The sequence below is a fragment of the Paenibacillus sp. FSL P4-0081 genome (assembly GCF_000758565.1).
Taxonomy (GTDB): Bacteria; Bacillota; Bacilli; order Paenibacillales; family Paenibacillaceae; genus Paenibacillus_AQ; species Paenibacillus_AQ phytohabitans.
Genome location: NZ_CP009280.1, coordinates 4,908,691 through 4,934,730 on the forward strand (window position 1 = coordinate 4,908,691; position 26,040 = coordinate 4,934,730).

Here is a 26,040-nt window from a genome sequence, read left to right on the forward strand (position 1 = left end):
TCCACCTCTGTCCCTCAAATTCAGAACAATTATTTGTTTCGTTTCAACCACTTGCTGATAAATCCCTTGATGCCCTGTACTTTAGCGGTTTCTACTGAATCAACAGCCAGATAGCTCAGCGCAAGCCGGTGCACATCTTTAGCTGCTATACTGTTCGGAAAAGCCACTGAGAATGGAATTTGTTTCTTCACTGCCTGAACTACATGGGGATCACTGCTTATATAGCCCAAAAACGGGAGTTCGAGCTGCAGAAACCGGCTGGCGGCCATGCGGATTTTATCACTGGTCACTCTTGCTTCCCGTTCATCCCCCGCCTGATTGACAATCAGCCGGAATGAAACCTCAGGATGCGAATTATGAACAACTTTCATCAGCGCGTATGCATCCGTAATGGCGGTTGGCTCAGGCGTCGTGACAACCAGGCAGTCATCTGCAGAAGTGATAAACTTCATCGTTTCCTTCGACAATCCAGCCCCTGTGTCAAAGAGTATAAAGTCCATCGTGTCGGCAATTTGCGCAATCTGAGCGGTAAAGTAGTCCAGATCAGCTTCTGAGAGTGAGAACAGCTCATCCATACCGGAACCGCCTGCGATAAAAGGTAAAGAATCCGGACCCAACTGAATGATCTGTCCGATATCGGCTTCCCGCTTAAGCAGATGGTACAGATTGTATTTCGCTGACACGCCCATTAGCACGTCAATGTTAGCCATGCCGATATCGGCATCGAACAATAGAACTCTCCGCCCCAGGGATTTCAGTGCAAGTGCAAAGTTAAGGGTGAAATTCGACTTTCCGACTCCCCCCTTTCCGCTGCATACGGTAATGATCCGGGCAGAGACTCCGCTGCCGGTGAGCTGCCTGGAATCCTGGCTGGATACTAACCGTCTTAAAGCTTGCGCCTGATCCATCACTCGCCCCCTGTTCCCAGCAGCATTCCGGTAATCTGCTCTCTGGTAGCCATCAGAAGATCATCAGGAACATTCTGGCCATTCGTAATATAAGAGAGCTTTAGCGGAAAATCATTCAGAACATTGAAGAGCGGGCCAAAGCTGCCTGTTTCATCCAGCTTCGTGAAAATAACCTTATCCAGCGGGTATCTGCCAAAGTGCTCAGCGATCTTTTTCATGTCGCGGCTTTTGGAGGTCAGGCTGAGCACCAGGAAGGTTTCGCTTTTGAGCTCCTTGGCAAGCAGACTCTGCAGTTCGGCCACCAGCATTTCATTGCGGTAGTTCCGGCCTGCAGTATCCATAAGTACCAGATCACAGCCCTCCAGGCGGAACATGGCTCTTTGCAGATCCCCGGGCGACTGGACAACCTCCAGCGGCATATTCAGAATGGATGCGTATGTTCTAAGCTGCTCGACTGCTGAAATCCGGTAGGTGTCCGAGGTAATCAGGCCCACTTTGCGGCCCTGCTTAAACAACTGCTCCGCCGCCAGTTTGGCAATGGTCGTTGTCTTGCCTACACCTGTAGGTCCGGCAATGTATACGATCTTTGTATCCGGAGCAATTCCTTTGCCGATGCGTCCGGCCAGGAATTCACCGATCTGCTCTTCCAGCGCCTCGCCAAAGCGATCAGCACTCCAGCCGCTGCCTTCTCCCCGGTAGCGCTCCAGAACATTTCCAATCCATTCATCCACAAGTACAGCATCTGTTTCCTGATCAATCAGACGGCCTTTGAGCACTTCCAGCGCATCCGGCAATTCAGCTGCCCCGGAGGAATAACGCGCGATACGTTCCATCCAGTGCTTCATATCCCTGATTTCACGAAGGACATCGCTCTCTTGTGCAGGAACACCGCCAGGGGCAGGCTCTTCAGCGGCAAGTGAATCATAGATTGCCGAGAGAGCTCTGCGGCTCTCCTCCGGAGTTGAAACCGGCTGAGGCACGTTGGCGGGTTCGACTGCCGTAATGTCCGGCTCATATGTCTTCGACAGTGCCGGGAGCACAGCAACCCCTCCGCCGCCCTGATCACCATGATCAGAAAGTGCAGCGGCAATCTCGGCAAATGATCGGGCTGATGTTGTTTCTTTCACCGGCCCAGCCTGAGGAGCAGATGCTGAAGCCGCCTTTTGGTAAGCTTGCGGAACAGCGCTTCGTGGTATATTCATCGGTTGAGCAGGTGCTTTCTCCGGCACGCCCGGCTTCTGCGTATTCTCAACGGCTGCCACGACTTCGATTTTCTTTTTGGTGAACATGCCCATAAATCCGCCGACTTTAACCTCTTTGGTGCTTAAAATGACGGCGTCGCTTCCAAGTTCGCTGCGGATGGAATGCATGGCGTCAGGCATCGTATCGACCACATAACGCTTCACTCTCATAAATTCACCACCCCAACGCTTTGAATTTCAATATTTGGCTCGAGCTCGCTGTAAGACAATACCGGGATATCCTGCATCGTCCGTTCAATCACCTGCCGCAAGTACATTCTAATGGTAGGAGATGTTAAGACGATCGGCTGCTGTCCGGATTGCAGGAGACGGTTGATCTGCTCCGTAAGCCGCTGATAGACGGTTTGAGTGGAAACAGGATCAAGTGCCAAATAGCTGCCTTGCTCTGTCTGCTGAACACTTTCGGTAATCTTCTTTTCAAGTGTGGGACCTACCGTAATTACACGCAATGTTTCACCCGATTGTGAGAATTGCTGTGTAATCTGCCTGGACAGGGACTGCCGGACATATTCCGTCAGAATATCAGGATCCTTGGTGTATGTGCCATAATCCGCCAGAGTCTCGAAGATCGTTACCAGATCCCGGATGGAAATCTTCTCACGGAGCAGCTTGCCAAGGACTTTCTGAATATCACCAACCGCCAGTATGGAAGGAATGAGTTCGTCCACCAGAACGGGATAGTTCTCTCTGAGATTATCGACCAGCTGTTTGGTCTCCTGGCGTCCCAGCAGCTCATGACCGTGACGTTTGATTAGCTCTGTCAAATGCGTGGCTACAACAGAAGGCGGATCCACTACGGTATAACCGGATAATTCCGCACGTTCTTTAACAGATTCATCAATCCATAATGCAGGTAATCCAAACGATGGTTCGATAGTCTCAATCCCGCTAATCGACTCGTCATCATAACCGGGACTCATGGCAAGATAGTGATTAAGTAATAATTCACCGCCGCCAACGTTATTTCCTTTAATTTTGATGACATATTCATTCGGTTTTAGTTGAATATTGTCGCGAATACGAATAACCGGCACGACTAGACCCATCTCAAGCGCACATTGCCGTCGAATCATGATGATACGGTCTAGCAGATCGCCGCCCTGTCCCGTATCCGCCAAAGGGATCAGGCCATAGCCAAATTCGAACTCGATCGGGTCAACCGTCAGCAGATTAATGACACTTTCGGGACTGCGCACTTCTTCAATCTGCTTCTCCTCTACCAGCTGTTCATCGGCAATCTGCTGCCTGCTGGCCTTCTGCCCCATGCTGTAGGCCGCATAAGCCATCAGACCCGCCAGAGGCAATGTAGACATCACCGTGATCGGGGTGAAGAAACCCAGAAAAGCAATGGTCACTGCTACAATATATAGAAGCTTCGGATAAGACAGCAATTGTCCAGTCAGATCCTCAGCCAGATTGCCTTCCGAAGCCGCCCGGGTTACGATCAGACCGGAAGCGGTGGAAATAAGCAGTGCCGGAATCTGGCTGACCAGGCCATCCCCGATCGTCAGTATGGAGTAGGTTGAAAGTGCATCCTGGAAGGACATTCCGTGAATTGTCATCCCGATAATAAAGCCGCCGATCAGATTGATCAGCAGGATGATAATACTGGCAATGGCGTCACCTTTAACGAATTTACTCGCACCATCCATGGCTCCGAAGAAATCCGCTTCGCGCTCAACATTACGCCGGCGTTCACGCGCCTGCTGCTCATTGATCATCCCTGCATTCAAATCCGCATCGATACTCATCTGTTTACCAGGCATCGCATCCAGTGTAAAGCGTGCCCCCACCTCTGCAACGCGCTCAGAGCCTTTGGTGATAACAATGAACTGCACAACAACCAGAATCAGGAAGACGATGAAACCTATAGCGATTTGTCCCCCTGCAATCCAGCTTCCGAATGTAGCTACCACCTCACCTGCATGACCATCACCAAGAATCAGTTTGGTGGTGGAGATATTCAAGGCTAACCGGAACAGTGTAGTGATCAAGAGTAATGAAGGGAAAATCGAGAACTGCAGCGGATCCTTCGTATTCATTGCGACCAATATAATGGTCAGGGCTATTGAGATATTGACAATTAACAGTACATCCAGAAGCCAGACAGGGATGGGCAGAATCATCATAAGCACAATGCCGATAACGCCCAGTAGAACTGTTAGATCTCTAGCTTTCAATGTCCTTAACCTCCCCCGGCTTATCTCCTCTTACCTTTAAGCTTGTATACATAGGCCAGCACTTCGGCAACAGCCTGGAACAAATCGGCCGGAACCACATCACCGATTTCCGCTCTCTGGAATAGCGCCCGTGCCAGCGGTTTATTCTCCATAGTCACAACACCATGCTCCTTGGCCAGCTCCCTGATACGGAGCGCCACATAATCCTGGCCCTTGGCTATAATCTGCGGAGCCTCCATTTTGGAACCGTCATACTTCAGGGCAACCGCAAAGTGGGTCGGGTTCGTGATGATAACATCGGCCTTAGGGACCTCCTGCATCATCCGCTGCATCGCCATTCTGCGCTGGCGTTCCCTGATTTTACCTTTAATGATGGGGTCGCCCTCCATCTTTTTGTACTCGTCCTTAATATCCTGCTTGGACATTTTCAGACTTTTCTCATGCTCGTATTTCTGATAGATATAGTCCAGAACGGCCATGATAAAAAGAGCCGCCGCAATCTTGATGCCCAGGCTCATGGTCAGCTTCGCAGCGAAGCCGAACACACTTTCAGCACTAACACGTGCGAGGGAAGCGAAGCTCTCCTTCTCCCCCCAGAGCGTGCTGTAGACCAGATAGGCTATCAGCACCAGCTTGAAGATCGACTTGAGGAACTCAACAAACGAACGCATGGAGAAAATATTCTTGAAGCCTTTGATCGGATTGATCTTCTCGAACTTAGGTGTAATCCCTGCACCGCTAGCCATAAAACCCACCTGCGCGAAGTTGGCCACAAGCGCCAGAAGGAAGGTGATGCCCAGCAGGGGAGCCAGCAGAATCAGAATCTGCAGCCCGTACTGGTTGAACAGCTTGGAGATATTCTCCGCTGTTACTTCCATCATCATCCGGTTCTGAAACACATCTGTGAACAGCTTGACAAAGCGTTCTTTCATGAAACCGCCGAAAATGCTCAGCGACAACAATGCCGAGAACAGCACCACTGCGCCAGACATCTCCGCGCTCTTGGCAACCTGCCCTTTCTTGCGGGCGTCCTGCCGTTTCTTCGGGGTGGCCTTCTCAGTCTTATCTCCCCCGAACAGCTGAAGATTTAATTTATATCGTTTTGGCTTAGCCATGACACTCTCTCCTTACCGTTACCTAAGGACTCTTCCCCACGAGGCCAAGTAAGTTATGCATGGACTCAAACATAATGTCGAAGAGATTCTGGAACAGCACAGCCAGCCCCGGCATCAGTATAAGAAGCAGCGCCAGACCTACAATGATTTTGAGCGGAACCCCGATGACGAACACATTATATTGCGGAGCGGTTCTCGCCAGAAAGGCCAGACCCACATCCGTTAAGAATAATGCGGTAACCAGCGGCGCCGACATTTGAAAGGCCAGCATGAAGGATTGTGCGAAGGTGCGTATCAGGAATTCCGACAAGCTTCCGTCGATCATTTTGAGGAACAGGTCATTGTCGATCGGCACCCATTTATAACTGTAAACAATGGCATCCAGCAAATAGTGATGTCCGTTCATCGCCAGAAACAGAAGCAGCGCAATCATATACTTGAAGTTACCGATGATAGGAGCAGATGCACCAGTCATCGGGTCAATTACATTGGCGATACCAAACCCGATCTGAATATCGATAAAAGAACCCGCCGTCTGAATCGTCATAAACATCAGATACGCGACAAATCCAAGCAGCAGTCCGATTAAAGCTTCTCTGACGATCAGCAGAATAAAATTGAGATCCTGCGGAACGGTGACGTTCATCCCGCCTGAACTGAAGATAACCATGGAAACAAAAAAAGACAAACCAATTTTGAATGTTGTCGGCACACTTTGCGAAGAAAAGACAGGGACGACAACAAAAAAGGCTGTAATTCGACAAAAAATCAGCAGAAAGACAGGAAAACTTTGCAGCAGGGTCTCTATATTCATAATCTCAACCGATATACATATAGAGGCTGCCCAAAATTTGACTGGTGAAATCCACCAGCTTCGTTATAATCCACGGACCGAATAGCAGTAATGCGAGCAGTACGGCAACGATTTTGGGAACAAACGCCAGGGTTTGCTCCTGAATCTGGGTTGTGGCTTGAAATATACTGACGATCAGTCCTACCACCAGACCAAGAATCAGCATGGGTGCGCTGGTTTCCAGCACCAAATATACGGCTTGGCCGGCTAGACCGATAATAAACTCCGCATTCATCCCTTACGCCTCCTCTTAAGGGTCAGGTGTTAAAACTTAGCAGCAGTGATTTGACTACTAGGTACCAGCCGTCCACTAGCACAAAGAGCATAATTTTGAAAGGCAAGGATATCATGACCGGCGGCAGCATCATCATCCCCATGGCCATTAGCGTACTGGATACTACGATATCAATAATGAGAAAGGGTATAAAAATCATAAAGCCCATCATAAATGCTTTTTTCATCTCACCAATCGCAAACGCCGGTACCATAACTGTCAAAGGGATATCATTGTAGCTGGCCGGTTTGACCGTTGCATTGTTGCCGGTATAGTTCATGAACAGCAGCAGGTCCTTGGTATTGGTCTGCTTGAACATAAATTCCTTCAGCGGTTCCTGCGCTTTATTGAGCGCCTCGCTCTGGGTCAGCGTGCCTTTCATATACGGCTGTAAGGCCGTTTCATTCACTGTTGCCAGTGTCGGTGACATAATGAACAGGGTCAGGAACAAAGCCAGTCCCACAAGCACCTGGTTTGGGGGCATTTGCTGCGTACCGAGCGAAGTTCTTACGAACCCCAGTACGATCACTATCCGGGTAAAGCTCGTCATTAACACCAGAAATGAAGGAGCTATGCTCAGAACCGTTACCAGCAGCAGTATGGAAATTGAACTCGTGCCACCGCTTGCAGTATCGTTATCACCGACCTGAATACTAATGTTGGGAATAGGATCCGCGTGAACCGGATGCAGAAGAACAATACTGAATATACCTAGAAGCAGTAACGAAAGAATCAGCTTTTTTTTCATAAATCCCTCGACTCATTCTTAAGGTCTTCATCCCGCAGCAGCTCTTCGAGCTTCTCTTTACGCTCAGGCGCAAGCGCAAGCTTGGACTGCAGCGTCTCATAGAAAGACGAAGTCTCATTAAGTTCAATTTCCTGGGACGGGACTTCACCGCGCAGCTTGGATTTGATTTTGGCGATAAGCGGTGTAATAAAATTGTCAGTTCCTGACGTTTGATCTTCGAATGCGGAAATGATTAAAGCAACTTCTGCCGGATCGGTAATTTTATCCATCATGGATATATTCTCACCCACTCCGATCAGATAGAGGCTGCCGCCGAGTTCGATGATCTGAATCGACTTATTCGGACCGAGCCCCATCGCACCAAGTGTACGGATGGAACGGCCGCTCATCATTGTCTGATTGCGGCGTCCCAGAAAACGGATCAGCAGCACGATAAGAATGACAATTACTGCAAGAACAAATACAACTTTGAGCAAATTCAGCAGGGCATTACTACCGTCTCCGAGCGTTCCGGAATTGGCTAACATACCTGATTCCTACACACCCAACGTTTTGTTGATAGCTTCAATTACACGGTCAGCCTGGAAAGGCTTAACGATAAAGTCCTTCGCTCCGGCTTGAATTGCATCAATGACCATAGCCTGCTGACCCATGGCTGAACACATGATGACTTTGGCATTGGCATCTACTTTTTTGATTTCTTTTAGGGCGGCGATTCCGTCCATTTCAGGCATGGTGATATCCATCGTGATCAGATCCGGACGCAGTTCCTTAAATTTCTCTATAGCCTGTGAACCGTCCTGGGCTTCACCCACTACCTCAAATCCGTTCTTCGACAAAATGTCCCGGATCATCATTCTCATAAATGCTGCATCGTCCACGATTAGAATTCGGTTAGCCATTTTTACAAAATCCTCCCTAAGTATGCTTATTGTAATTTTTGTATACGGTCCCACTGGCTGACGATATCCGTAACGCGGACACCGAAGTTTTCGTCTATAACTACGACTTCCCCTTTGGCAATGAGCTTGTTGTTAACCAGAATGTCAACAGGCTCGCCCGCCAGTTTGTCCAGTTCGATAATCGAACCTTGCGACATTTCCAGAATATCTTTGATCTGCTTCTGGGTCCTTCCTAATTCTACGGTCACTCTCAGTGGTATGTCCATCAATAAATTTAAATTATTTTCGTCAATATTGCCAAAAGCCCCTGCACTGAGGTTGGCAAATTGTACCGGCTGCACATTCACATTGCGATTAGGTGCAGAATTCTGCGGCGGCGCCTGCGGATATGGCATTCCTTGAGGCGGCATTCCGTAAGGCGGCATACCCGGCATTCCATAGGCTGGCATACCGGCCGGAGGATAATAATAGCCACCTTCAGGCATTCCCGGATATGGAGGCATCCCCTGCGGCGGATATTGAGGAGGGATCCCTCCAGGGTCAGGTGTCGGCATCTGCTGCTGTACCGGAGGTGCTGCCGGAGCAGGTTCTGGTGCGGCGGCGGGTTTGGGAGGTGTTGCGGTCGACGTAACGGCCGCTTCCTGGTCAGCCTGGCTGACATCGCCCAATAGCATGGTCACCATGTCTTTGGCGAACGGCACAGGCAGCAGCTGCATAATCGTGGAATCGATCAAATCGCCGATCTTCAGCCGGAACGAAATCTGGATTAATGTTTCATCATCCGGCAGGCTTCCAACCCCTTCTCCACTGGACATATTTAGAATATCGATGCCCGGAGGAGAAATATTGACGAATCTGTTAAATATAGTCGACATGGAAGTAGCGGATGAGCCCATCATCTGATTCATGGCTTCCTGCACGGCGCTGATATGAATTTCATTCAATTCTTCGTCTTTGGGTTCTCCTTCACCGCCAAGCATTAAATCGGCAATGACCTGTGCATCCCTGATCTTGATGACCAGTGAATTGATCCCCTGGAAACCGTCCACATACTGTACATGAACTGCGACATGAGGTTTAGGGAACGCTTCCTCGAACTCACTGCGGGTAATAATCGATACCTTAGGAGTCGTGATATCAACCTTTTTGCCGAGCAGAGTGGACAGCGCAGTCGCTGCACTGCCGAATGTAATATTTCCAATTTCTCCCAGTGCATCCTGTTCAAAAGGTGTTAAATAATCATCCACTGTCTTCGGCGAGGGAGCCAGGTTACCTTCCGCAGACTGTCTAAGAAGAGCATCTATCTCTTCTTGGGACAAATAATCTTTACTCGTCAAACTCTTCAACCCCTTCGCTGACAATCTCGTCTATTTGCACAGCCACACGTTCTTTGATTATCCCAGGACTTCCGATGAATTTCAGCTTGTCCCCTACCTTGATTGACAGTCCGGAATCCACAGTCTTGTTAAGAGAAATCACGTCGCCGACACTGAGCCCGAGAAATTCAGCAATAGATAACCTCGATTCACCCAGCTCTGCTACTATCGGAAGCTGAGCCCGGTGAACTCTTGCCCGGATGGCTTCAAGCTCTATCTCATCCCGCACCTTCTTCTCGGATACAAACCACTGGTGAACAGACAGCCTCGACATAATCGGCTCAAGAACAACGTGAGGGATACAGAGGTTGATCATCCCGGTGGTATCTCCAATTTTGGTGCTGAGGGAGATAAGGGCAATCGTTTCATTTGGCGATACAATTTGCATAAACTGCGGATTCGTTTCCAGTGCTTCCATCCGTGGATGGATGTCCAGAACTGTCTTCCAGGCTTCCTGCAGACTTTCGAAACATCTGCTGAAAATTCTCTCCATAATTGTCGTTTCGATTTCAGTCAGGGCGTTAATCTTCGAAGGTGCTGTACCAAATCCGCCAAGCAGTCTGTCCAGCATGGCAAAGGCAATATTCGGATGCACCTCCATAACCATTCGGCCCTCTAAAGGTTCGGCTTCAAAAATATTCAGTATCGTCATTTTGGGAATAGAGCGGATAAACTCATCATAAGGGAGCTGCTCTACTTGAACGACACTGATTTGTACAAAAGTGCGCAATTGGGCCGAAAAGTACGTTGTAAGGTAGCGGGCAAAGTTATCATGGATCCGGGTAAGACTGCGGATATGATCTTTGGAGAAGCGTACGGCCCGTTTGAAATCGTAAGAGCGGATTTTTTTCTGGGTTTCTTCTTTTTTTAGTTCATCGGCATCCATTTCACCGGATGAGAGTGCAGCGAGCAGAGCATCAATTTCATTTTGTGATAGTACATCAACCAATTTCAATCACCCCCCCATCAAAGAATTATCCCGCCAGCAGTTACATTGGTGCCAAGATGAATTTGGTGAATTCGATCTGGGTAATCGTGCCTTCAGTCAAATTCTTATTGATTATGTTCACCAGTTTGCTGCTGAATTGATCTTTGCCGCTGGCCCCGTTTAAATCCTCAGGCCGGGCATCGGCAATCGCTTTGATAATAAGCGGTGCAATTTTAATAGCTTTTATCTTTTCGAATTCTTCCTTGGACTTCGCTGAATCTAGCTGAAACGCGATGTCAACTGAAAGGATATAATCGGGATCGGCAAGATTAGTTTTGATATCAGTGATCTCCGCCGTCAAGGCGACGATTTCATCCGCGCTTAGTCTCTTGGCTTCCACGTTCTGGACAGCCTGATTTACATCATTCGCATCACTGGGGAAAAACCTGTCCATTAGTAAAAATGCGGCTACTACAATGAGCGTAATCGCCAGTAAAATCGTAATGAGCCATGGCATCATCTTCTTCATGAAAGCTCCTCCATCGATTGGACTTTAATGGTGGCAGCATGTGTGCCTATGTCCCTGTTGTATTCCTTGATCTTCTCAATGACTTCATCGGCCTTTTCAAGCACAATCAGCCTTTTGCCGGTTACGAGCGTGATATACGTATCCGGGGATTCTTCAACCATTTCAACCAGCAGGGCATTTAACCACATCGCCGCCCCATTCAATCTTGTTACCGAAATCATAACAGGCCTCCTAACAAAATAGGGGGAGGAGTCCCCCCCACGACTATAATAACAATACCGCCTCAGGCGGAAAGTTACTATTATACAGCAAGTTTATGACTAACCCTCATATTCTCAAAAACTTAACGCTTGAGGTTAACAACTTCCTGGAGTACTTCATCTGAAGTTGTAATAATACGTGAGTTCGCCTGGAAACCACGTTGTGACACGATCATCTCCGTGAACTCGTTCGTCAGATCGACGTTAGACATTTCCAGCTGGCCGGCAACAATTGAGCCTGTTCCTACTTCAGCATTGTTGGCAGTAGTCGGTTCCAGCGCTCCCTCTGCGTTGGCATTCAACGTCATCCGGTACAGATTGCCGCCGATTTTCTCAAGACCTTGCGGGTTGCTAACTTTGGCAACACCGATCACTAAATCTGAATTTATTGTTCCGTCCTCCAACGTTTGCAAAATCGTACCATCATTGGAGATGGAGAATGCGGTAGCACCTTCATCTAATTGAATAGCTTCTCCACCTGAACTAAGCACATGCATTCCATCCGAGGTCACAAGATTCCGGTTAGAATCCACATGAAAGTCGCCAGCACGTGTCAGAAATGGTGTCTCCTGATCATCAGTCAGACCCACTAGGAAGAATCCATCCCCATCAATCCGCAGATCCGTAGGGTTATTAGTAGTCATGGCACTGCCCGCCAAATGCATCGTGTCCACAGAACCAATGCTTACCCCTAGCCCGATCTGTTTGGCATTAACCCCGCCTTGTCCGCCTTCAACAGGTGCCGTAACACCGGATACCGTTTGGCTCATGATGTCCTTGAACATTACGCGGCCTGATTTGAAGCCGATGGTGTTGACGTTGGCAATATTGTTACCGATAACGTCCAGCTTAGTCTGGAACCCGCGCATACCTGATACTCCTGAATACATAGATCTTAACATTATTTGTCGTCCTCCCGGATTTAGAGTCTTTGCAGACTCTTAAAATTAGAATGATGGAAATTGGAGTGATGCCCGCGTCAGTCGGTCGGCGGACATTCCGGCTCTCCAGTTAGGACCAGCCGGTTCATGAAATAATTACTGCACTGTCAATCTGCGTAAATACATTATCTTTCATAGACTTCCCATCCATAGCTGTAACTACGGTACGGTTCGCAACACTTACGATTAACGCCATATCTTTCATCAGGATCAGCGATTCTTTGCTGCCCTTGGCTGCTGCCTTGTCTACCGCAGACGAGATTTGGTCCAATTGGCGGCTGCCAAGCTCAATCCCCCGCTGTTCAAGCCGCTTTGCCGCATGATTGCTGAACTTCAGTATATTCTTCTGCAGCACGCTCTCAAATGAAGCTTCAGAGCTTACAGAGCTCTTGGCTGACTGCTGACGTTGCAGCGTTGAAGGGTGTACACTCGCCGGATACAGCTGGCCTATTGTCAGTCTGTCGCTCATGTGGTCGCCCCGCTCTCCCCGCCGCCCGTTGAAGTATCACCGCCCGCTGCCGGTTCAGCAGAGGGATTCTGAATTTGTGTGATATCTGATAAGGCGATCCGCTCACTGCCTACAACCGCGTACTGTACACCGCTGCTCACAACAATGGATGCTACATTGCCTGATTTCGGTAATTTGGTTTGGGCATCCATCCAAGTGACATCTTTGCCGATCAGACCGGATACAGAACCTAGTGACTGATTCAGTGCCGTAAGCTGGGTGGAAATGTTCATTAGCTGTTCGACAGATGAGAACTGGGCCATCTGGGCGATAAATTCCTTATCCTCCATCGGCTGCATCGGGTCCTGATTCTGCAGCTGGGTAATCAATATTTTAAGAAATTGATCCTTGCCCAGTGTCGAGCTGCCTGTTGTCTTGGTAGTTGAATTATCCGAAACGTAATTCCATGAGTTACTGCCGGAAACGGGATTCGTTGTTGCCATTTCATTTCACCTCGCTTGTCCAGTTATTATACTTTGGCCGAAAAACTGCCGTTCTGATTATTATCTTGCTGCGTTGCCGAGACCCAATCTTTCCATTCTCCATTAAGCTCTGCGGCTAGTACCGCATCTGCTGATTCTTCCTGGCGCTCTCTAGAGCGTCTGCCCTGCTGTTGTCCGCCAGCTCCCGTCTGTTGACCCTGCTGTCCGGTCCATTGTGACTGAGCCGATGGGTTGTTCTGGGTTACCTCAAGCCTTTCTACCTGAAGGCCTTGGGACTGTAAAGCTAAACGAAGCTGGTTCATCTGCTGCTCAAGAATATCCTTCGTCCCGCTATGCTGGGTCAGGAATTGGGCAACCAGATTACCATTTTGCATCGATATTTTCACATCGACTTGTCCAAGATTCTCCGGGAATAAGGTGATTGTAGCCTCAGCAACTCCGCCCTTTTTGACGATCTCCAATTTACCGCTGATAAAAGTGTTCATTTCCTGAGCGAATTGCTGAACCGGCACTGGAGAGGATGGTGCTTTCAGTGGTGCGGAAATTCCGTTACTGATTGACAACTGGCCTGCTGTAACGATTTCAGGTTCGCCAGCTGATGTTTTGACGGCAGGCAAAGCTTCCTCGGCAGTTGCCGTCTCCTTCACTGGAGCTATACCAGTGGCAGGAACCTGAGGGCTCTCTTCTGCAGTTACGGTTGTACCGTTTACTGCTGCTGGTACTGGAGCAGATTCCGTCTTAACTGCGGCATCTAAAAATGTACGGATGTTTGAAACTACTCTTCTACTATCATCAACATTCTGTTTGGTTTCTGTTCCGGATGCCTGCTTAAGCGATGATGACGAAACCTCTGTTGTACTTACTGTCTTAAGCTTGGGTTTGTTATCGGCAGGCACGCTTTCAGCCAGAATAGCCGAGAATTGATTCAACAGTGCAGCACCTTTGGCTGCTGTTTCTTCACTTCCGCTTACAGCTGCATCCTGAACCAGTTGGACCAGGCTGTTCAGCTCATCCTGGACTGCAAAGCGCAGGGTTTCCGGGTTCTGGGCAAGAGGCGACAGACCTGTTGATGCTACTACTCCAGTGTCTGATGCATCTGTCTGTTCAGCCGGAGTATTACCGGATAAGAGCGCCGACACTTGAAGAATCCACCCTTGAAGAGCAGCAAGCAGTGCGGGATCAGCCTCCAGACTTGCATCCAGATTCTCCATGTCCTGAGTTAGACCTTCCAGAAGTTCTGATTTCTTGGCGTCCGTACTGGCGGACTCTTCACCCTTGGTCTGTACCGCGTTCAGAAGACCCTGCAGCAAGGAAGCCAGATTGCCTAATACAGGTGCTTCCGTCCCTTTAGCAGTAGTGCCTCCCATGCTTTGTACAAGCGTCTGGGCAAAAGGTGTAGCCGTACTGGCAGTTCCACTGGTACCCGTTGACGTTCCACCGGCAGCAGCCAGGTTACCTGCACTTAATGATTGTACGATTAAACTCATCTTTTTCACCTCCCTTCAAGTGTTATTTACCGCCCATCAGCCGGTTTACAATTTTGGCTGTCTGTGCGCTGTCATTCTTGGTCATCTCCCCCAGGATAGAGGAGCGGACAGTATCACTGACTGTATTCAGTATGGTGATGACCTTATCCGGGCTAATGCTGTACATTGAACCCAGCAGTGTAGCCGCGTCAGCAGCAGGCATTGAGGTAAAAGTCTGGCTGAGCTTCTCCTGATCAAGATTGGCCGAGGCTGCAGCCTTGGTTGTACCGGCTTCATCCTGTTTCAGTCTCGATTGAAGGGCTGCAATAGCCATATCGGTTGAATTCGTTGTTTCTTTTAGCTTTATAGATACATCCGCAGCTTTTTTCGGGTCCATTTTTTCCAGGATGGCCGTTTTGCTGGCATTGCTCATCACACTGAAGATTTGGACCATTTCATCTGTGGTCAAGTTCTCCATAATCGGTGCAGCTTTGGAGGCCTTCATTCCCGCATACAGCTTGGCCAGATCCGTAACCTGCTTGAGATATGGATCTTCCTCTTCCTCCGTTGCTGCAACTGCCGCCGCTTCTTCCTTCATCCCGTCAATCTGCTTCTGAAGCGCCTCAGCTTTGTTAGCCTCGGACGCCTTGTCTTCTTCTGCCTGTTTCAGCTGCGCTGCCTGCGCGTTAAGCTGAGACTTCAGCTCTTTAATTGTGCTCTCCGAACTCGCAGCCTGCTCTTTACTTTCAGCTTGCGGATCATCTGCGGTTTCTCCGGCGGTATCTGAATCCGGATCCGGGGCAGGTTCTGGCACCCATTTCTCCACCACAGGAATCTTGTTCGCAATCTCAAGGACATTATTCCGGATGTCCATATTAAATAGGGTCAACAGTACTCCAAGCAGTACAAGCGTGAAGATGATCGGAATCATCAAGAATAAAAAACGCTCGAATTTACCTGCCGACCCTTCATCTTCAAGTTCCATTTGATTATTTGCCACTAGCGGAAACCTCCCGGGTTAGAGGGATTTCATCGCGAAGCGGACGGTAGCCATCTCATCCAGTTCGTTTTGTTCCCGTAAACTCATATTCTGCAGAAATGCTGTTTGTGCTTTGTCTTTGGCCTTGAGCCATACCTTCTCATCCAGAACCTTGGTACTGAGATGATCCTGCTTGCTCTGAACCTCTATATGCGCCCGGCTGATATCGGAATGCTTGCGGGCAATGCACTTATCCAGATAATCCACATAATCCTGCATTTCGCGAAGCTTAGCCATAGGTGTCTTTTGCTCAACTGCACTCTGTAAAGACGACATTACCGCATTGCGCTGTATAATTAATTCATCAAGGCTTTTTTCCTGTGCCTGCAGTTCTCCGAGCGCGCTTGAGAGCATCCACTCTGCCTGTGTTTTTTCGTTACCCTTCAAGTCCACCACTTTTTGAAAAGTATAATGGAATCTCATGATCAATCAACTCCTCGAGAACTGTGAAATTAAAGACTGCTGCACATCGCTAAGGGTTACCTTCTCATTCACTTTTTGCTTGGTGAAATCCCAGATGCTGTCGATGTAATGCATCGATTCATCAATTTGGGCGTTCGAGCCTCTTTGGTAAGCTCCGATATTGATGAGATCCTCGGAATCCTTATAGACCGCCATAAGACGCTTTACATTCTCGGCTGCAGCAATCTGCTCTTCCGGTGCTATATCCTTCATCACACGGCTGATACTGGAGAGAACATCGATTGCCGGGAAATGTCCTTTATTCGCGATATTCCGGTTCAGGACAATATGTCCATCCAGGATACCGCGCACAGCATCGGCGATCGGCTCGTTCATATCGTCACCGTCAACCAGCACTGTATAAAATGCGGTGATTGACCCAGTAGGGCCAGTTCCGGCCCGCTCCAGCAGTTTAGGAAGACTGGCAAACACCGACGGGGTGTACCCTCTCATTGCAGGAGGTTCACCTACCGCCAGCCCAACCTCGCGCTGAGCCATGGCATAACGGGTAACCGAGTCCATCATCAGCATGACATTCAGTCCGCGGTCTCGGAAATATTCGGCGATTGTAGTGGCAATCAAGGCACCTTTGATCCGGATCAGCGCCGGCTGATCCGAAGTAGCCACGATAACCACCGAACGCTGCAGCCCTTCCGGCCCCAGGTCGCGCTCAATGAAATCAAGCACTTCTCTGCCCCGCTCACCGATAAGGGCAATAACATTCACATCTGCCGAAGTGTTACGGGCGATCATTCCCATCAGTGTACTTTTGCCGACACCAGAGCCTGCAAAAATGCCGACCCGCTGTCCTTTACCGATGGTGAGAAGTCCGTCAATCGCTCTGACCCCGATGCTGATAGGTTCAGCTACTCGCGGACGGTTAAGCGGGTTGGAAGGAATGTTGAAGGTCGAGCTGTGCGGCATTCGGGCAGGAATGAGTGAGCCGTCAAGCGGCTGGCCCAAACCGTCAAGCACCTTGCCCAGCAGCTCCGAGCCAACCTGTACACTCAGCGGCTTGCCTGTGCCGACAACATCACAGCCAGGCCCGATGGCCTGCAGTTCTCCAAGCGGCATCAGCAGCACCTTGTTGTCACGAAATCCGACGACCTCTGCCTGAAGCGGCTTAGTTCCTTTGGCGGGATAAATAAAGCACACATCACCGATGCTGGCATCCGGGCCTTCCGACTCCACCATCAGTCCGATGACCTGGGTAACCTTGCCGTTAATCCGGACCGGGTCAAAATTACGCAGCTGTTCTTTGTACCTTCCGCTGTCAAGCATCGTCTTCCCCATTTCTGTGTTCACCTACGTCCAGGGCGATTCGCAGCAGTTCTTTTTTGATCTCAGCCAACTGGGTATCCACACGTGCGTCGATGCTGCCAAAGGAGGAGCGGATGACACAGCCCTGATCCTTAACCGTTGAATCCGGAAGAATCTGCAGCTCAGCCTGTGAGTCCACGGCGAGTGAAAGCTCTTCTCGCGCTGCGTTGACAAACGCGAACTGTGCCGGAGAGACACATAAGGAAATCAACCCCTGCTCGCGCTTGCGGGCCAGATTCTTGCGGATCAGCTCCATTGCAAATTGCGGTTCCACGGTCAGCTGCTTGTCCACTATTTTCTCGGCAATATCGCAGCTCAGCTCTACCAGAAAAGGTTCAGCTTCCTGAATAATCACATCTCTTGCCCGGTACGCTTCCTGAAGTACAGTTCTTGCTTCCTCCATCATCTCGGCAAGCCGCTGGGACATCTCCTGCTCCGCATGGGCGAGACCTTCCTGGTAGCCTTGCTGAAACCCTTCGGACTTGACGGCTTCCACAAGATGCTCGTCCTGCTCCCTGCGCTGCCGCCACCATTCTTCAGCTTCATTCCGTGCTGATTCCATAATATTCTCAGCTTCCTGAGATGCACTGCGGACCTGCCCTTCAGCAAACTCCTGGGCATCTTTCAGCATTTGCTTGCGTGCCTGCTCTGCCGCTTCCCTGGCGGGATCCTGATAGTGGACTTCGCCAGGAGCCTCCTCGGCAACAGGATCTTCGGTAAGTCCTGCATGATGTCTGGCCTGCTCCAGCCGCTTCAGCACATCTACCGGAACATATTGAGAATGTTTGATCAGCTTAGACAATAATGTCATCTCCTCCGCCACGGGCGATGATAATTTCACCAGACTCTTCGAGTCTGCGGATCGTGCCTACGATGCGGGTCTGTGCTTCTTCCACATCACGCAGCCGCACAGGACCCATGTATTCCATTTCTTCGCGGAAGGTTTCGGCCATACGCTTGGACATATTGCGGAAAATAACATCCCGCACTTCCTCGCTGGCCACCTTGAGCGCGAGCTGCAAATCCGCATTGTCGATATCTTTGATGATGCGCTGGATTGAACGGTTGTCCACATTGACGATATCCTCGAAGACGAACATCCGCTTCTTGATTTCTTCCGCCAACTCCGGATCCTGTATTTCCAGCGAGTCGAGAATGGTACGTTCCGTACCACGGTCAACACCGTTCAGAATCTGTACAATCGATTCAATACCGCCCGCATTTGTGTAATCCTGGGTAACTGTAGCCGACAGCTTCTGTTCCAGAACCCGTTCAATCTGGGTGACCACCTCAGGAGAAGTGCTGTCCATAATGGCTATTCTCCGGGCAACCTCGGCCTGCTTCTCCTGAGGCAGGGAAGACAGGATAGAGGCAGCTTGTTCAAACTGCAAATAAGAGAGTACCAGTGCAATAGTCTGGACATTTTCGTTCTGGATAAAGTTGAGAATCTGGTTCGGGTCTGCTTTGCGCGCAAAATCGAACGGTCTTACCTGCAGCGTCGCCGTCAGTCGGTTAATAACTTCAAGCGCTTTGGCTGAACCCAGTGCTTTCTCGAGTATCTCCTTGGCATAGTTAATACCGCCTTGAGAGATATATTCTTGAGCAAGACAGATTTGATGGAATTCTGACATGATCGACTCTTTCTCCACGCTGTCCACCTTGCGGACATTCGCAATTTCCAGAGTCAGCTGCTCGATTTCCTCATCTCTTAAATGTTTAAAAATTTGTGCCGATACTTCAGGCCCTAGTGTGATAAGCAGGATCGCCGCCTTTTGACGGCCGCTAAGTCCCTGCTGGCTAGCTTTTGCCATTCCTTCACCTCTGTTCTTCAGCAAGCCATGTACGCAGCAGGTTTACGAATTCATCCGGCTTTTTCTTCGCCAGACTTTCCAGCTGCTTGCGGACCTGACTTTCATTCGTCACGCTCTCCATATTAATAGAAGGAAACTCGGTAGGAACCTGCAGCGGAATATCATCTTCCGCTTCTTCCTCCTGCTTATTCTTGCGGCTGCGGTAGATGAGGTAACCGCCGCCCGCACCGACCAGTAATGCGGCTCCGCCAATTGCCCAGATCATCCAGTTAGCCAGTCCGCCGGATGCTGCATCCGCCGCCGTACTGCCAAATTGTTGCGAGAACACCGAAACTTTTTTGGTTAAATCGGCGTCTGTATAAGTAATACCTGAATCTGCCAACGAAGCACGGACAATATTGACCAGAATATTCTGGATCGCCGCTGAAGTTGTATCATCCAAAGTTGTTTGCCCATTAGGTGGTTCAACTGCTACATTAATGGTTAAATCTTTAACAGTATATGGGCTTGCAATAATATCTTTGGTGATTCGATTCACTTCATAGTTCCTGGTCTCCGACGATTCCTCAGAAGAAGAAGTACCCGAGTCAGTCCCCGAAGGATATCCAGAGACATCTTCCGACCCTGTACCAGCAACCCCACCGGATGTATTCCCTTGACCCGAATAAGTATTGCTGATAATTTGCGAACTGATCTCAATCCCTTTCATATTCTCCGCATCTACCGGCAGTACGATTTCTTCCTGACGGTTTTCCTTATCGAAATTGAGCTTGGAGAACACCAGAACATCCACTTTATCGGGACCCGTGAGCGTACTCAGGAATTGCTTGACATCTTTCTTGACATCATCTTCGAATTTCTTCTGCAAAGCGAAGTTCTCTTCAACCTGGCTGGACACGCCAGCTTGTCCGCCTTTGGATGTCGGCATCAATTCGACTTCATTATTAGTAATCGTAATGTTGTCAACCGGCAAATTCGGCACAGCGGTCTTTACGAGATTGAAGTACCCGTCGATATTATCCTGTGTAGGCCTAAATCCGGGATTGAAGCTAAGCACCACGGAAGCCAACGCTTTCTCCTGATCCTCCTGAGAGGCAAACACAGTTTCCTTCGGCAGGGTAATCAGAACCTTGACATCTTTAATCCCCTGCATTCTTCTCATCAGCTGCTCAACTTCGCCGTTAAGGGCATTATTATACTTCACGTTGAATTCACTGTCTGTAGTCCCAATCATCGAAGAAGATTCATCAAATACTTTGTACCCGATCGAACCTTCCTGTACGATCCCCTGCGAGCCAATGGCTATCTTGATGCGCGCGGCGTCAGTACTGGGTACTGATATACTCTTTCCATCCGGACTTAAACGGTAAGGAATCCCCGAAGTATCCAAATAAGTCATAACTCCCGCGGAATCGGTACTGTCCAGATCCTGAAAAGCAACTTCATATTCTGTCTTTGATAATTGCATGGTCAAAACTACGATTATTATTATGATGATAAACAGAGTGGAGAAAAACAATATTTTCTGTTTACCGCTGAATCTGTTCCAATACAGGGTGATCTTCTCCCGGTACTGGGCCAATCTTTCATTCACAGTGTCACCCCATCCGAAACGTAGCTAGGATCATTTAGATTTGAGTTCTCATAATTTCCTGATAGGCTTCAATTACTTTGTTCCGGACTTGTGTAGTCAACTGCAAACTCAGCAATGCCTGTTGGGACGAAATCATAGCTTCATCAATGTTGACTTCTCCCAAAACAAATTTGTTACTCATGTCTTTAGCCTGCTGCTCCTGGTCCGCCACCTGATTAAGGGCATTCTCCAGGTATGAACCAAAGCTTTGTCCCGTTTCGGAGACGGCTGAAGCCTCTGATGCTACGGGTTTCATAGCCAGCGGCTGTACAGCCTGAGTTCCAATCAATAAGTTCTGTATCAATTATTCTCCTCCTAATCAATTCAATTAACGGCCGATTTCGAGCGCCTTACCCACCATCGCTTTGGACGCATTAAGCATCGTTACATTCGCTTCATAAGAACGTGAGGCAGACAGCATGTCCACCATTTCCTTCGTAAGATCCACATTCGGCATGTACACATATCCGTCAACATCAGCATCCGGATGACTTGGATTGTATACGGGCTTCAGCGGTGAAGTATCCTCAATAATCGACTTCACTTTAACACCTTCGCTGCCGCCGCTCATTTTTGAATCTAGTATGTTAGAGAAGCTATCAGCCTGGGCTGTTTCCAGCACTACAAGCTTACGGCGGTAAGGTACGGCTTTGCCGTCAACCACGGAAGCCCTGGTTGTCTCGGCATTTGCGATATTGGAGGAGATCACATCCATCCGCAGGCGCTGGGCAGTCAATGCCGAGGCGCTTATTCCAAAGCTGCTACCAAAGTTCATTATTTATTACCCTCCCTGCACAACTGTACGCATCATAGTAATCTGACTGTTCAACTGTTCAACGTAAGAGTTATACCTCAGCTGGTTCTCGGCGCTCAGTGCCTGTTCGCGGTCCATATCCACATTATTGCCGTTGTTGTTCATAGAAGTAGTCTCATCTGTGCTGACAACAGCAGTTGGCACGCCGGTTACTGTTCCAAATTGGAAATGCCGGGAGTCTGATACTTTCGCACTCAGCGTAGGTTTCACACCGCTCTCCTGTTGTCTCAGGAAACTTTCAAAACTGACATCAGAGCGTTTGAAATTCGGCGTATCAACATTTGCAACGTTATTAGCCAGAACACTTTGTCGTTTGGTGGCGGCATCTAGGCCTCCCTGTAATCTTTGAAAACTGACACTGTTCAGCAAACCCATGGTAATCCCCCTTCCAAACCTATCATAATGAAAAGAATTCCACAACTTCCCCCGAATTCCTGCTTACTTTCGACAAAAAAAGCTAAAATTTTCATTAATTTGTCGAGTGCAGGTCGAACGCTGTCGATGGATGATTCTTATGTCAATCTCACATACATTGATTCTCTTAGAATTTGTATATTATTACAATAAGAAATAAGCCCTATCTTTTCTGAAAAGAGAGGGCTTAAAGCATGTTTTTACAATTTTCTACCTTTTTTATTCCAAATAATTCTTTTAATTACTATTATTTAACTCTTCATGCACGTTTTTCGAATTAAATTTGCATAGCTATAATTCTTAATACCTAATTTAGCGGGATATCGCACTGTCGCTTTAAAGGATATATTGACTTAAATCGCGATCCTGGGCGATTCCTGCCAGTTTTTCGCGAACATACTCCGGAGTAATGACCATTGTCTCCAGTGTCAGCTCCGGCGCTTCGAAGGATAGGTCCTCCAACAGCTTCTCCAGAATCGTATGCAGGCGACGGGCCCCGATATTCTCCATATTCTGATTCACGGAAGCGGCGATTTTGGCAATTTCCTGAATCGCTTCCTTCTGGAACTGAATTTCGATGTTCTCGGTCTGCAGCAGATGAACATATTGCTTCGTCAGCGCGTTCTCCGGTTCGGTCAGAATAGAGACAAAATCCTCAAGAGTAAGACTACTCAGCTCCACACGGATCGGGAAACGTCCCTGAAGCTCAGGAATTAGGTCCGAAGGCTTGGCAATATGAAAAGCTCCGGCAGCGATGAATAATACGTAATCCGTCTTCACAGGCCCGTATTTGGTCATCACAGTGGAACCTTCAACGATAGGCAGGATATCGCGCTGCACCCCTTCACGGGATACATCCGGACCGGAGCCTTTACCCTGGCTGGCTACCTTATCAATCTCATCGATAAAAATAATACCGGACTGCTCTGCGCGGGCTACCGACTCCTGAATCATATCATCCGTATCAATCAGCTTGGCAGCCTCATCCTGAATCAGCACCTTACGGGCTTCACGGATTGGCAGCTTGCGCTTCTTCGTACGCTTAGGCAGCAGGCTGCCGAACATTTCCTGCATGTTCATGCCCATCTGGTCATTGCCTTGGCCGGCAAACATATCCATCATCGAAGGAGTGGTGTCTTCCACATCGATTTCAATGATATCGTCCTCGAGCTGACCCGCCAGCAGCTTGAACTTAATGCCTCTGCGCCGCTCGCTCAGACTACCGTCCTCCGGCTCTTCTTTGGCTTCCTCCCCACCGCCGTTATTGCCGCCAAAAATCATCTCGAACGGATTGCGCTGCGATTTGCCCTTCGAGGTCGAAGGAACCAGTATTGCTACAATGCGGTCGTTCGCCAGTTCTTCAGCACGGTCCTTGACCTTCTCGGTGCGTTCCAGCTTCACCATACGGATTGAGGTCTCTACCAGGTCACGGACCATCGATTCCACATCACGGCCTACGTAGCCGACTTCGGTAAATTTAGTGGCTTCCACTTTGATGAACGGTGCATTGACCAGCTTGGCCAGACGCCGTGCGATCTCCGTTTTGCCGACACCTGTAGGACCAATCATGAGAATATTCTTAGGAACAACCTCATCCCGGAGCTCTTCGGATAAAAGGCTGCGCCGATACCGGTTGCGGAGAGCAACGGCCACCGATTTCTTAGCCTGTTTCTGACCTACGATATATTTATCCAGCTCTGCTACGATCTGGCGGGGTGTAAGCGATTGATTCACCATTGTGACTTCCTCCCTCTTTCTATGGCACCATGCCTATAATTGTTCGACAATAATATTGGAGTTGGTATACACACAGATCTCGGAAGCGATCTGCAGAGCTTCTCTGGCAATATCCGCTGCGCCCAGGTGCGATGCATGACGTTTGAGCGCGCGACCGGAAGCCAGCGCAAAGTTACCGCCGGAGCCAATTGCCAGCACGTCATCATCGGGTTCAATAATTTCGCCGTTACCGGAAATAAGCAGCATGCCTTCCTTGTCCATCACGATCATGAGCGCTTCCAGCTTGCGCAGGATACGATCCTGGCGCCAGTCCTTGGCCAGTTCTACTGCAGCCCGCTGCAGATTGCCGTGATGCTCTTCCAGCTTACCCTCAAACTTCTCAAACAAAGTAATCGCATCCGCTACGGAGCCCGCAAAACCGGCAATTACTTGTCCTCTGTACAGGCGGCGGACCTTCTTGGCCGTCGTCTTCATAATGACACTCTCTCCGAATGTAACCTGACCATCGCCGGCAATCGCGGCATGGCCGTCATGTCTTACCGCACAAATCGTAGTCGCATGAAAGCTGGGTAACATAATGGGCACCCTCCTAAAGTTTTGTGAGCGTTAGCATCCCGAAACAGCTTGGAAGAAACCTGATCCGGAAGCATACACTTAGTGTTATGGCATAAGCTTCCGGACCAGCTTCGGACAAACCGTCCCGGAAGCTTGCGTTTAAGTTTTATTGTGCCGGACTTTCCGCTTCGGTAAGCTGAGGTTCTACGACCTCCGGCTCAGTATAGGCCAGGCCTTTGTCTGCAGCATAGGCAGCAAGAATGTCCAGCGCACGGTAAGCCAGGCGTTCGTTTTTCTCTTTTTTACTGCGGAATCTCGTTTCAAGCTTTGGCAGCAAGCCAAAGTTGGCGTTCATCGGCTGGAAATGCTCGGGATCTGCGGAAGTAATGTAGGCCGGCATGCTGCCCAGCACAGTATCCTGCGGGAAGACCAGACCGTCCTCACCGAGTGCCGCTCTGGCAGCATTCATACCGGCGATCATACCTGAAGCCGCAGACTCCACATAACCTTCAACCCCTGTCATCTGGCCGGCAAAGAACAGTCTTTCCCGTCCCTTCATTTGATAGGTAGGATGCAGAAGCTTGGGAGAATTGATAAATGTATTGCGGTGCATGACACCATAACGGACATACTCTGCGTTCTCAAGCCCGGGGATAAGTGAAAACACGCGTTTTTGTTCGCCCCACTTCAAATGGGTCTGGAAGCCAACCAGGTTATAAAGCGTTCCCGCTGCATTATCCTGACGAAGTTGCACAACCGCGTAAGGAAGCTTCCCTGTATGAGGATTCATCAGACCTACGGGCTTCATCGGCCCGAAGAGCGCTGTCTGCTTGCCGCGCTTCATCATAATCTCGATCGGCATACAGCCTTCGAAGTAAATCTCTTTCTCAAAATCTTTGAGTGCGGCAGTCTCAGCCGAGATCAGTGCATCATAAAAAACATCGAATTCCTCTTCCGTCATCGGACAGTTCAGGTATGCAGCTTCACCTTTGTCGTATCGGGAGGCCAAATACACCTTGCTCATATCAATGGTGTCCTTCTCGACAATCGGGGCAGCCGCATCATAGAAGTAGAAATACTCCTCGCCAAGCAGCCCTTTAATCTCAGCGGAGAGTGCCGGAGAGGTCAGCGGGCCTGTCGCAATGACAACAATCCCTTCCTCCGGTATATGCGCAAGTTCTTCATTTATGACTTCTACCAGAGGGTGATTATGCAGCATTGATGTAATCTCACCGGAGAATCCATCGCGGTCTACGGCAAGTGCGCCTCCGGCCGGAACCGCATGCCGGTCGGCTGCCCCTAGTACCAGCGAGTCCAAACGGCGCATTTCCTCCTTGAGCACACCTACCGCATTGCCAAGGCCGTTGGCCCGCAGAGAGTTACTGCAGACCAGTTCGGCGAACTGGTCCGTATGATGCGCCGGTGTCTTCACAACCGGACGCATCTCATATAATCTGACCGGAACCCCGCGCGAGGCAATCTGCCAGGCGGCTTCACTGCCGGCAAGTCCGGCTCCAATCACAGTTACTTTAGCTATATCAGTCAATTTCCTTTCCTCCTGT

29 protein-coding genes are annotated in these 26,040 nt (G+C 49.3%); all 29 read right to left on the reverse strand.

Annotated elements, in window-relative coordinates:
- Positions 1-29: 29 nt before the first annotated feature.
- Complete coding sequence (locus tag P40081_RS20875) at positions 30-911, reverse strand: MinD/ParA family protein (protein WP_042138144.1); 882 nt, start codon at positions 909-911, stop codon at positions 30-32.
- A complete protein-coding gene (flhF, locus tag P40081_RS20880) occupies positions 908-2,320 on the reverse strand; it encodes a flagellar biosynthesis GTPase FlhF (RefSeq protein ID WP_042138146.1) in 1,413 nt (470 codons plus the stop codon). The genes P40081_RS20875 and flhF overlap by 4 nt, the downstream gene beginning before the upstream one ends.
- Positions 2,317-4,299, reverse strand: a complete 1,983-nt coding sequence (gene flhA / locus P40081_RS20885) for a flagellar biosynthesis protein FlhA (RefSeq protein WP_371916295.1) — start codon at positions 4,297-4,299, stop codon at positions 2,317-2,319. The genes flhF and flhA overlap by 4 nt, the downstream gene beginning before the upstream one ends.
- A gap of 71 nt (positions 4,300-4,370) precedes the next feature.
- Positions 4,371-5,465, reverse strand: coding sequence for a flagellar biosynthesis protein FlhB (flhB, locus tag P40081_RS20890; RefSeq protein ID WP_039295197.1), 1,095 nt, complete (start codon positions 5,463-5,465; stop codon positions 4,371-4,373).
- A 22-nt stretch (positions 5,466-5,487) separates the two neighbouring features.
- Complete coding sequence (gene fliR, locus P40081_RS20895) at positions 5,488-6,279, reverse strand: flagellar biosynthetic protein FliR (RefSeq protein WP_039295194.1); 792 nt, start codon at positions 6,277-6,279, stop codon at positions 5,488-5,490.
- A 4-nt stretch (positions 6,280-6,283) separates the two neighbouring features.
- The gene (gene fliQ / locus P40081_RS20900) at positions 6,284-6,553 is read right to left on the reverse strand and encodes a flagellar biosynthesis protein FliQ (protein ID WP_036692523.1); all 270 of its coding nucleotides are present in this window, start codon (positions 6,551-6,553) and stop codon (positions 6,284-6,286) included.
- A gap of 22 nt (positions 6,554-6,575) precedes the next feature.
- Positions 6,576-7,340, reverse strand: coding sequence for a flagellar type III secretion system pore protein FliP (gene fliP / locus P40081_RS20905; RefSeq protein ID WP_039295192.1), 765 nt, complete (start codon positions 7,338-7,340; stop codon positions 6,576-6,578).
- The gene (locus P40081_RS20910; protein WP_039295189.1) at positions 7,337-7,867 is read right to left on the reverse strand and encodes a flagellar biosynthetic protein FliO; all 531 of its coding nucleotides are present in this window, start codon (positions 7,865-7,867) and stop codon (positions 7,337-7,339) included. Before P40081_RS20910 ends, fliP begins: the two co-directional genes overlap by 4 nt.
- 9 nt (positions 7,868-7,876) lie before the next feature.
- Positions 7,877-8,242 (reverse strand): response regulator, encoded by a 366-nt coding sequence (locus tag P40081_RS20915; RefSeq protein WP_019910416.1) that lies wholly within the window; start codon positions 8,240-8,242, stop codon positions 7,877-7,879.
- Between the two features lie 26 nt (positions 8,243-8,268).
- Positions 8,269-9,579, reverse strand: coding sequence for a flagellar motor switch phosphatase FliY (gene fliY, locus P40081_RS20920; RefSeq protein ID WP_042138148.1), 1,311 nt, complete (start codon positions 9,577-9,579; stop codon positions 8,269-8,271).
- Entirely contained in the window at positions 9,569-10,567 is a 999-nt protein-coding gene (fliM, locus tag P40081_RS20925) for a flagellar motor switch protein FliM (RefSeq protein ID WP_042138150.1), read from the reverse strand. Before fliM ends, fliY begins: the two co-directional genes overlap by 11 nt.
- A gap of 40 nt (positions 10,568-10,607) precedes the next feature.
- A complete protein-coding gene (locus P40081_RS20930; protein WP_039295180.1) occupies positions 10,608-11,075 on the reverse strand; it encodes a flagellar basal body-associated FliL family protein in 468 nt (155 codons plus the stop codon).
- Positions 11,072-11,296: a flagellar FlbD family protein gene (locus tag P40081_RS20935; RefSeq protein WP_039295177.1), complete on the reverse strand. Its 225-nt coding sequence runs from the start codon at positions 11,294-11,296 to the stop codon at positions 11,072-11,074. The genes P40081_RS20930 and P40081_RS20935 overlap by 4 nt, the downstream gene beginning before the upstream one ends.
- Positions 11,297-11,418: 122 nt before the next feature.
- Positions 11,419-12,237, reverse strand: a complete 819-nt coding sequence (gene flgG / locus P40081_RS20940) for a flagellar basal body rod protein FlgG (RefSeq protein WP_039295174.1) — start codon at positions 12,235-12,237, stop codon at positions 11,419-11,421.
- Between the two features lie 124 nt (positions 12,238-12,361).
- Positions 12,362-12,745, reverse strand: a complete 384-nt coding sequence (locus P40081_RS20945) for a TIGR02530 family flagellar biosynthesis protein (RefSeq protein ID WP_042138152.1) — start codon at positions 12,743-12,745, stop codon at positions 12,362-12,364.
- On the reverse strand, positions 12,742-13,227 hold the full coding sequence (gene flgD, locus P40081_RS20950) for a flagellar hook assembly protein FlgD (protein WP_042138154.1): 486 nt from the start codon (positions 13,225-13,227) through the stop codon (positions 12,742-12,744). Before flgD ends, P40081_RS20945 begins: the two co-directional genes overlap by 4 nt.
- A gap of 26 nt (positions 13,228-13,253) precedes the next feature.
- A complete protein-coding gene (locus P40081_RS20955; protein ID WP_052421920.1) occupies positions 13,254-14,714 on the reverse strand; it encodes a flagellar hook-length control protein FliK in 1,461 nt (486 codons plus the stop codon).
- Positions 14,715-14,736: 22 nt separating this feature from the next.
- A complete protein-coding gene (locus P40081_RS20960; RefSeq protein ID WP_231575158.1) occupies positions 14,737-15,693 on the reverse strand; it encodes a magnesium transporter MgtE N-terminal domain-containing protein in 957 nt (318 codons plus the stop codon).
- A gap of 18 nt (positions 15,694-15,711) precedes the next feature.
- Positions 15,712-16,155, reverse strand: a complete 444-nt coding sequence (gene fliJ / locus P40081_RS20965) for a flagellar export protein FliJ (protein ID WP_042138156.1) — start codon at positions 16,153-16,155, stop codon at positions 15,712-15,714.
- A 6-nt stretch (positions 16,156-16,161) separates the two neighbouring features.
- The gene (gene fliI / locus P40081_RS20970; protein ID WP_042141293.1) at positions 16,162-17,475 is read right to left on the reverse strand and encodes a flagellar protein export ATPase FliI; all 1,314 of its coding nucleotides are present in this window, start codon (positions 17,473-17,475) and stop codon (positions 16,162-16,164) included.
- Positions 17,468-18,316: a FliH/SctL family protein gene (locus tag P40081_RS20975; RefSeq protein WP_042138157.1), complete on the reverse strand. Its 849-nt coding sequence runs from the start codon at positions 18,314-18,316 to the stop codon at positions 17,468-17,470. The genes fliI and P40081_RS20975 overlap by 8 nt, the downstream gene beginning before the upstream one ends.
- Complete coding sequence (fliG, locus tag P40081_RS20980; RefSeq protein WP_042138160.1) at positions 18,309-19,325, reverse strand: flagellar motor switch protein FliG; 1,017 nt, start codon at positions 19,323-19,325, stop codon at positions 18,309-18,311. The genes P40081_RS20975 and fliG overlap by 8 nt, the downstream gene beginning before the upstream one ends.
- A gap of 4 nt (positions 19,326-19,329) precedes the next feature.
- Positions 19,330-20,919 carry a flagellar basal-body MS-ring/collar protein FliF gene (gene fliF / locus P40081_RS20985; RefSeq protein ID WP_042138161.1) on the reverse strand — a complete coding sequence of 530 codons (1,590 nt, stop codon included), beginning with the start codon at positions 20,917-20,919 and terminating at the stop codon, positions 19,330-19,332.
- Between the two features lie 34 nt (positions 20,920-20,953).
- A complete protein-coding gene (gene fliE / locus P40081_RS20990) occupies positions 20,954-21,262 on the reverse strand; it encodes a flagellar hook-basal body complex protein FliE (protein WP_039295158.1) in 309 nt (102 codons plus the stop codon).
- A gap of 24 nt (positions 21,263-21,286) precedes the next feature.
- Positions 21,287-21,733: a flagellar basal body rod protein FlgC gene (gene flgC / locus P40081_RS20995; RefSeq protein ID WP_042138162.1), complete on the reverse strand. Its 447-nt coding sequence runs from the start codon at positions 21,731-21,733 to the stop codon at positions 21,287-21,289.
- Between the two features lie 6 nt (positions 21,734-21,739).
- Positions 21,740-22,147 (reverse strand): flagellar basal body rod protein FlgB, encoded by a 408-nt coding sequence (flgB, locus tag P40081_RS21000; protein WP_042138163.1) that lies wholly within the window; start codon positions 22,145-22,147, stop codon positions 21,740-21,742.
- Between the two features lie 375 nt (positions 22,148-22,522).
- A complete protein-coding gene (hslU, locus tag P40081_RS21005; RefSeq protein WP_042138164.1) occupies positions 22,523-23,923 on the reverse strand; it encodes an ATP-dependent protease ATPase subunit HslU in 1,401 nt (466 codons plus the stop codon).
- Between the two features lie 33 nt (positions 23,924-23,956).
- Positions 23,957-24,499: an ATP-dependent protease subunit HslV gene (hslV, locus tag P40081_RS21010; protein ID WP_039295147.1), complete on the reverse strand. Its 543-nt coding sequence runs from the start codon at positions 24,497-24,499 to the stop codon at positions 23,957-23,959.
- 145 nt (positions 24,500-24,644) lie between these two features.
- The gene (gene trmFO, locus P40081_RS21015; protein ID WP_042138167.1) at positions 24,645-26,024 is read right to left on the reverse strand and encodes an FADH(2)-oxidizing methylenetetrahydrofolate--tRNA-(uracil(54)-C(5))-methyltransferase TrmFO; all 1,380 of its coding nucleotides are present in this window, start codon (positions 26,022-26,024) and stop codon (positions 24,645-24,647) included.
- Positions 26,025-26,040 lie beyond the last annotated feature (16 nt).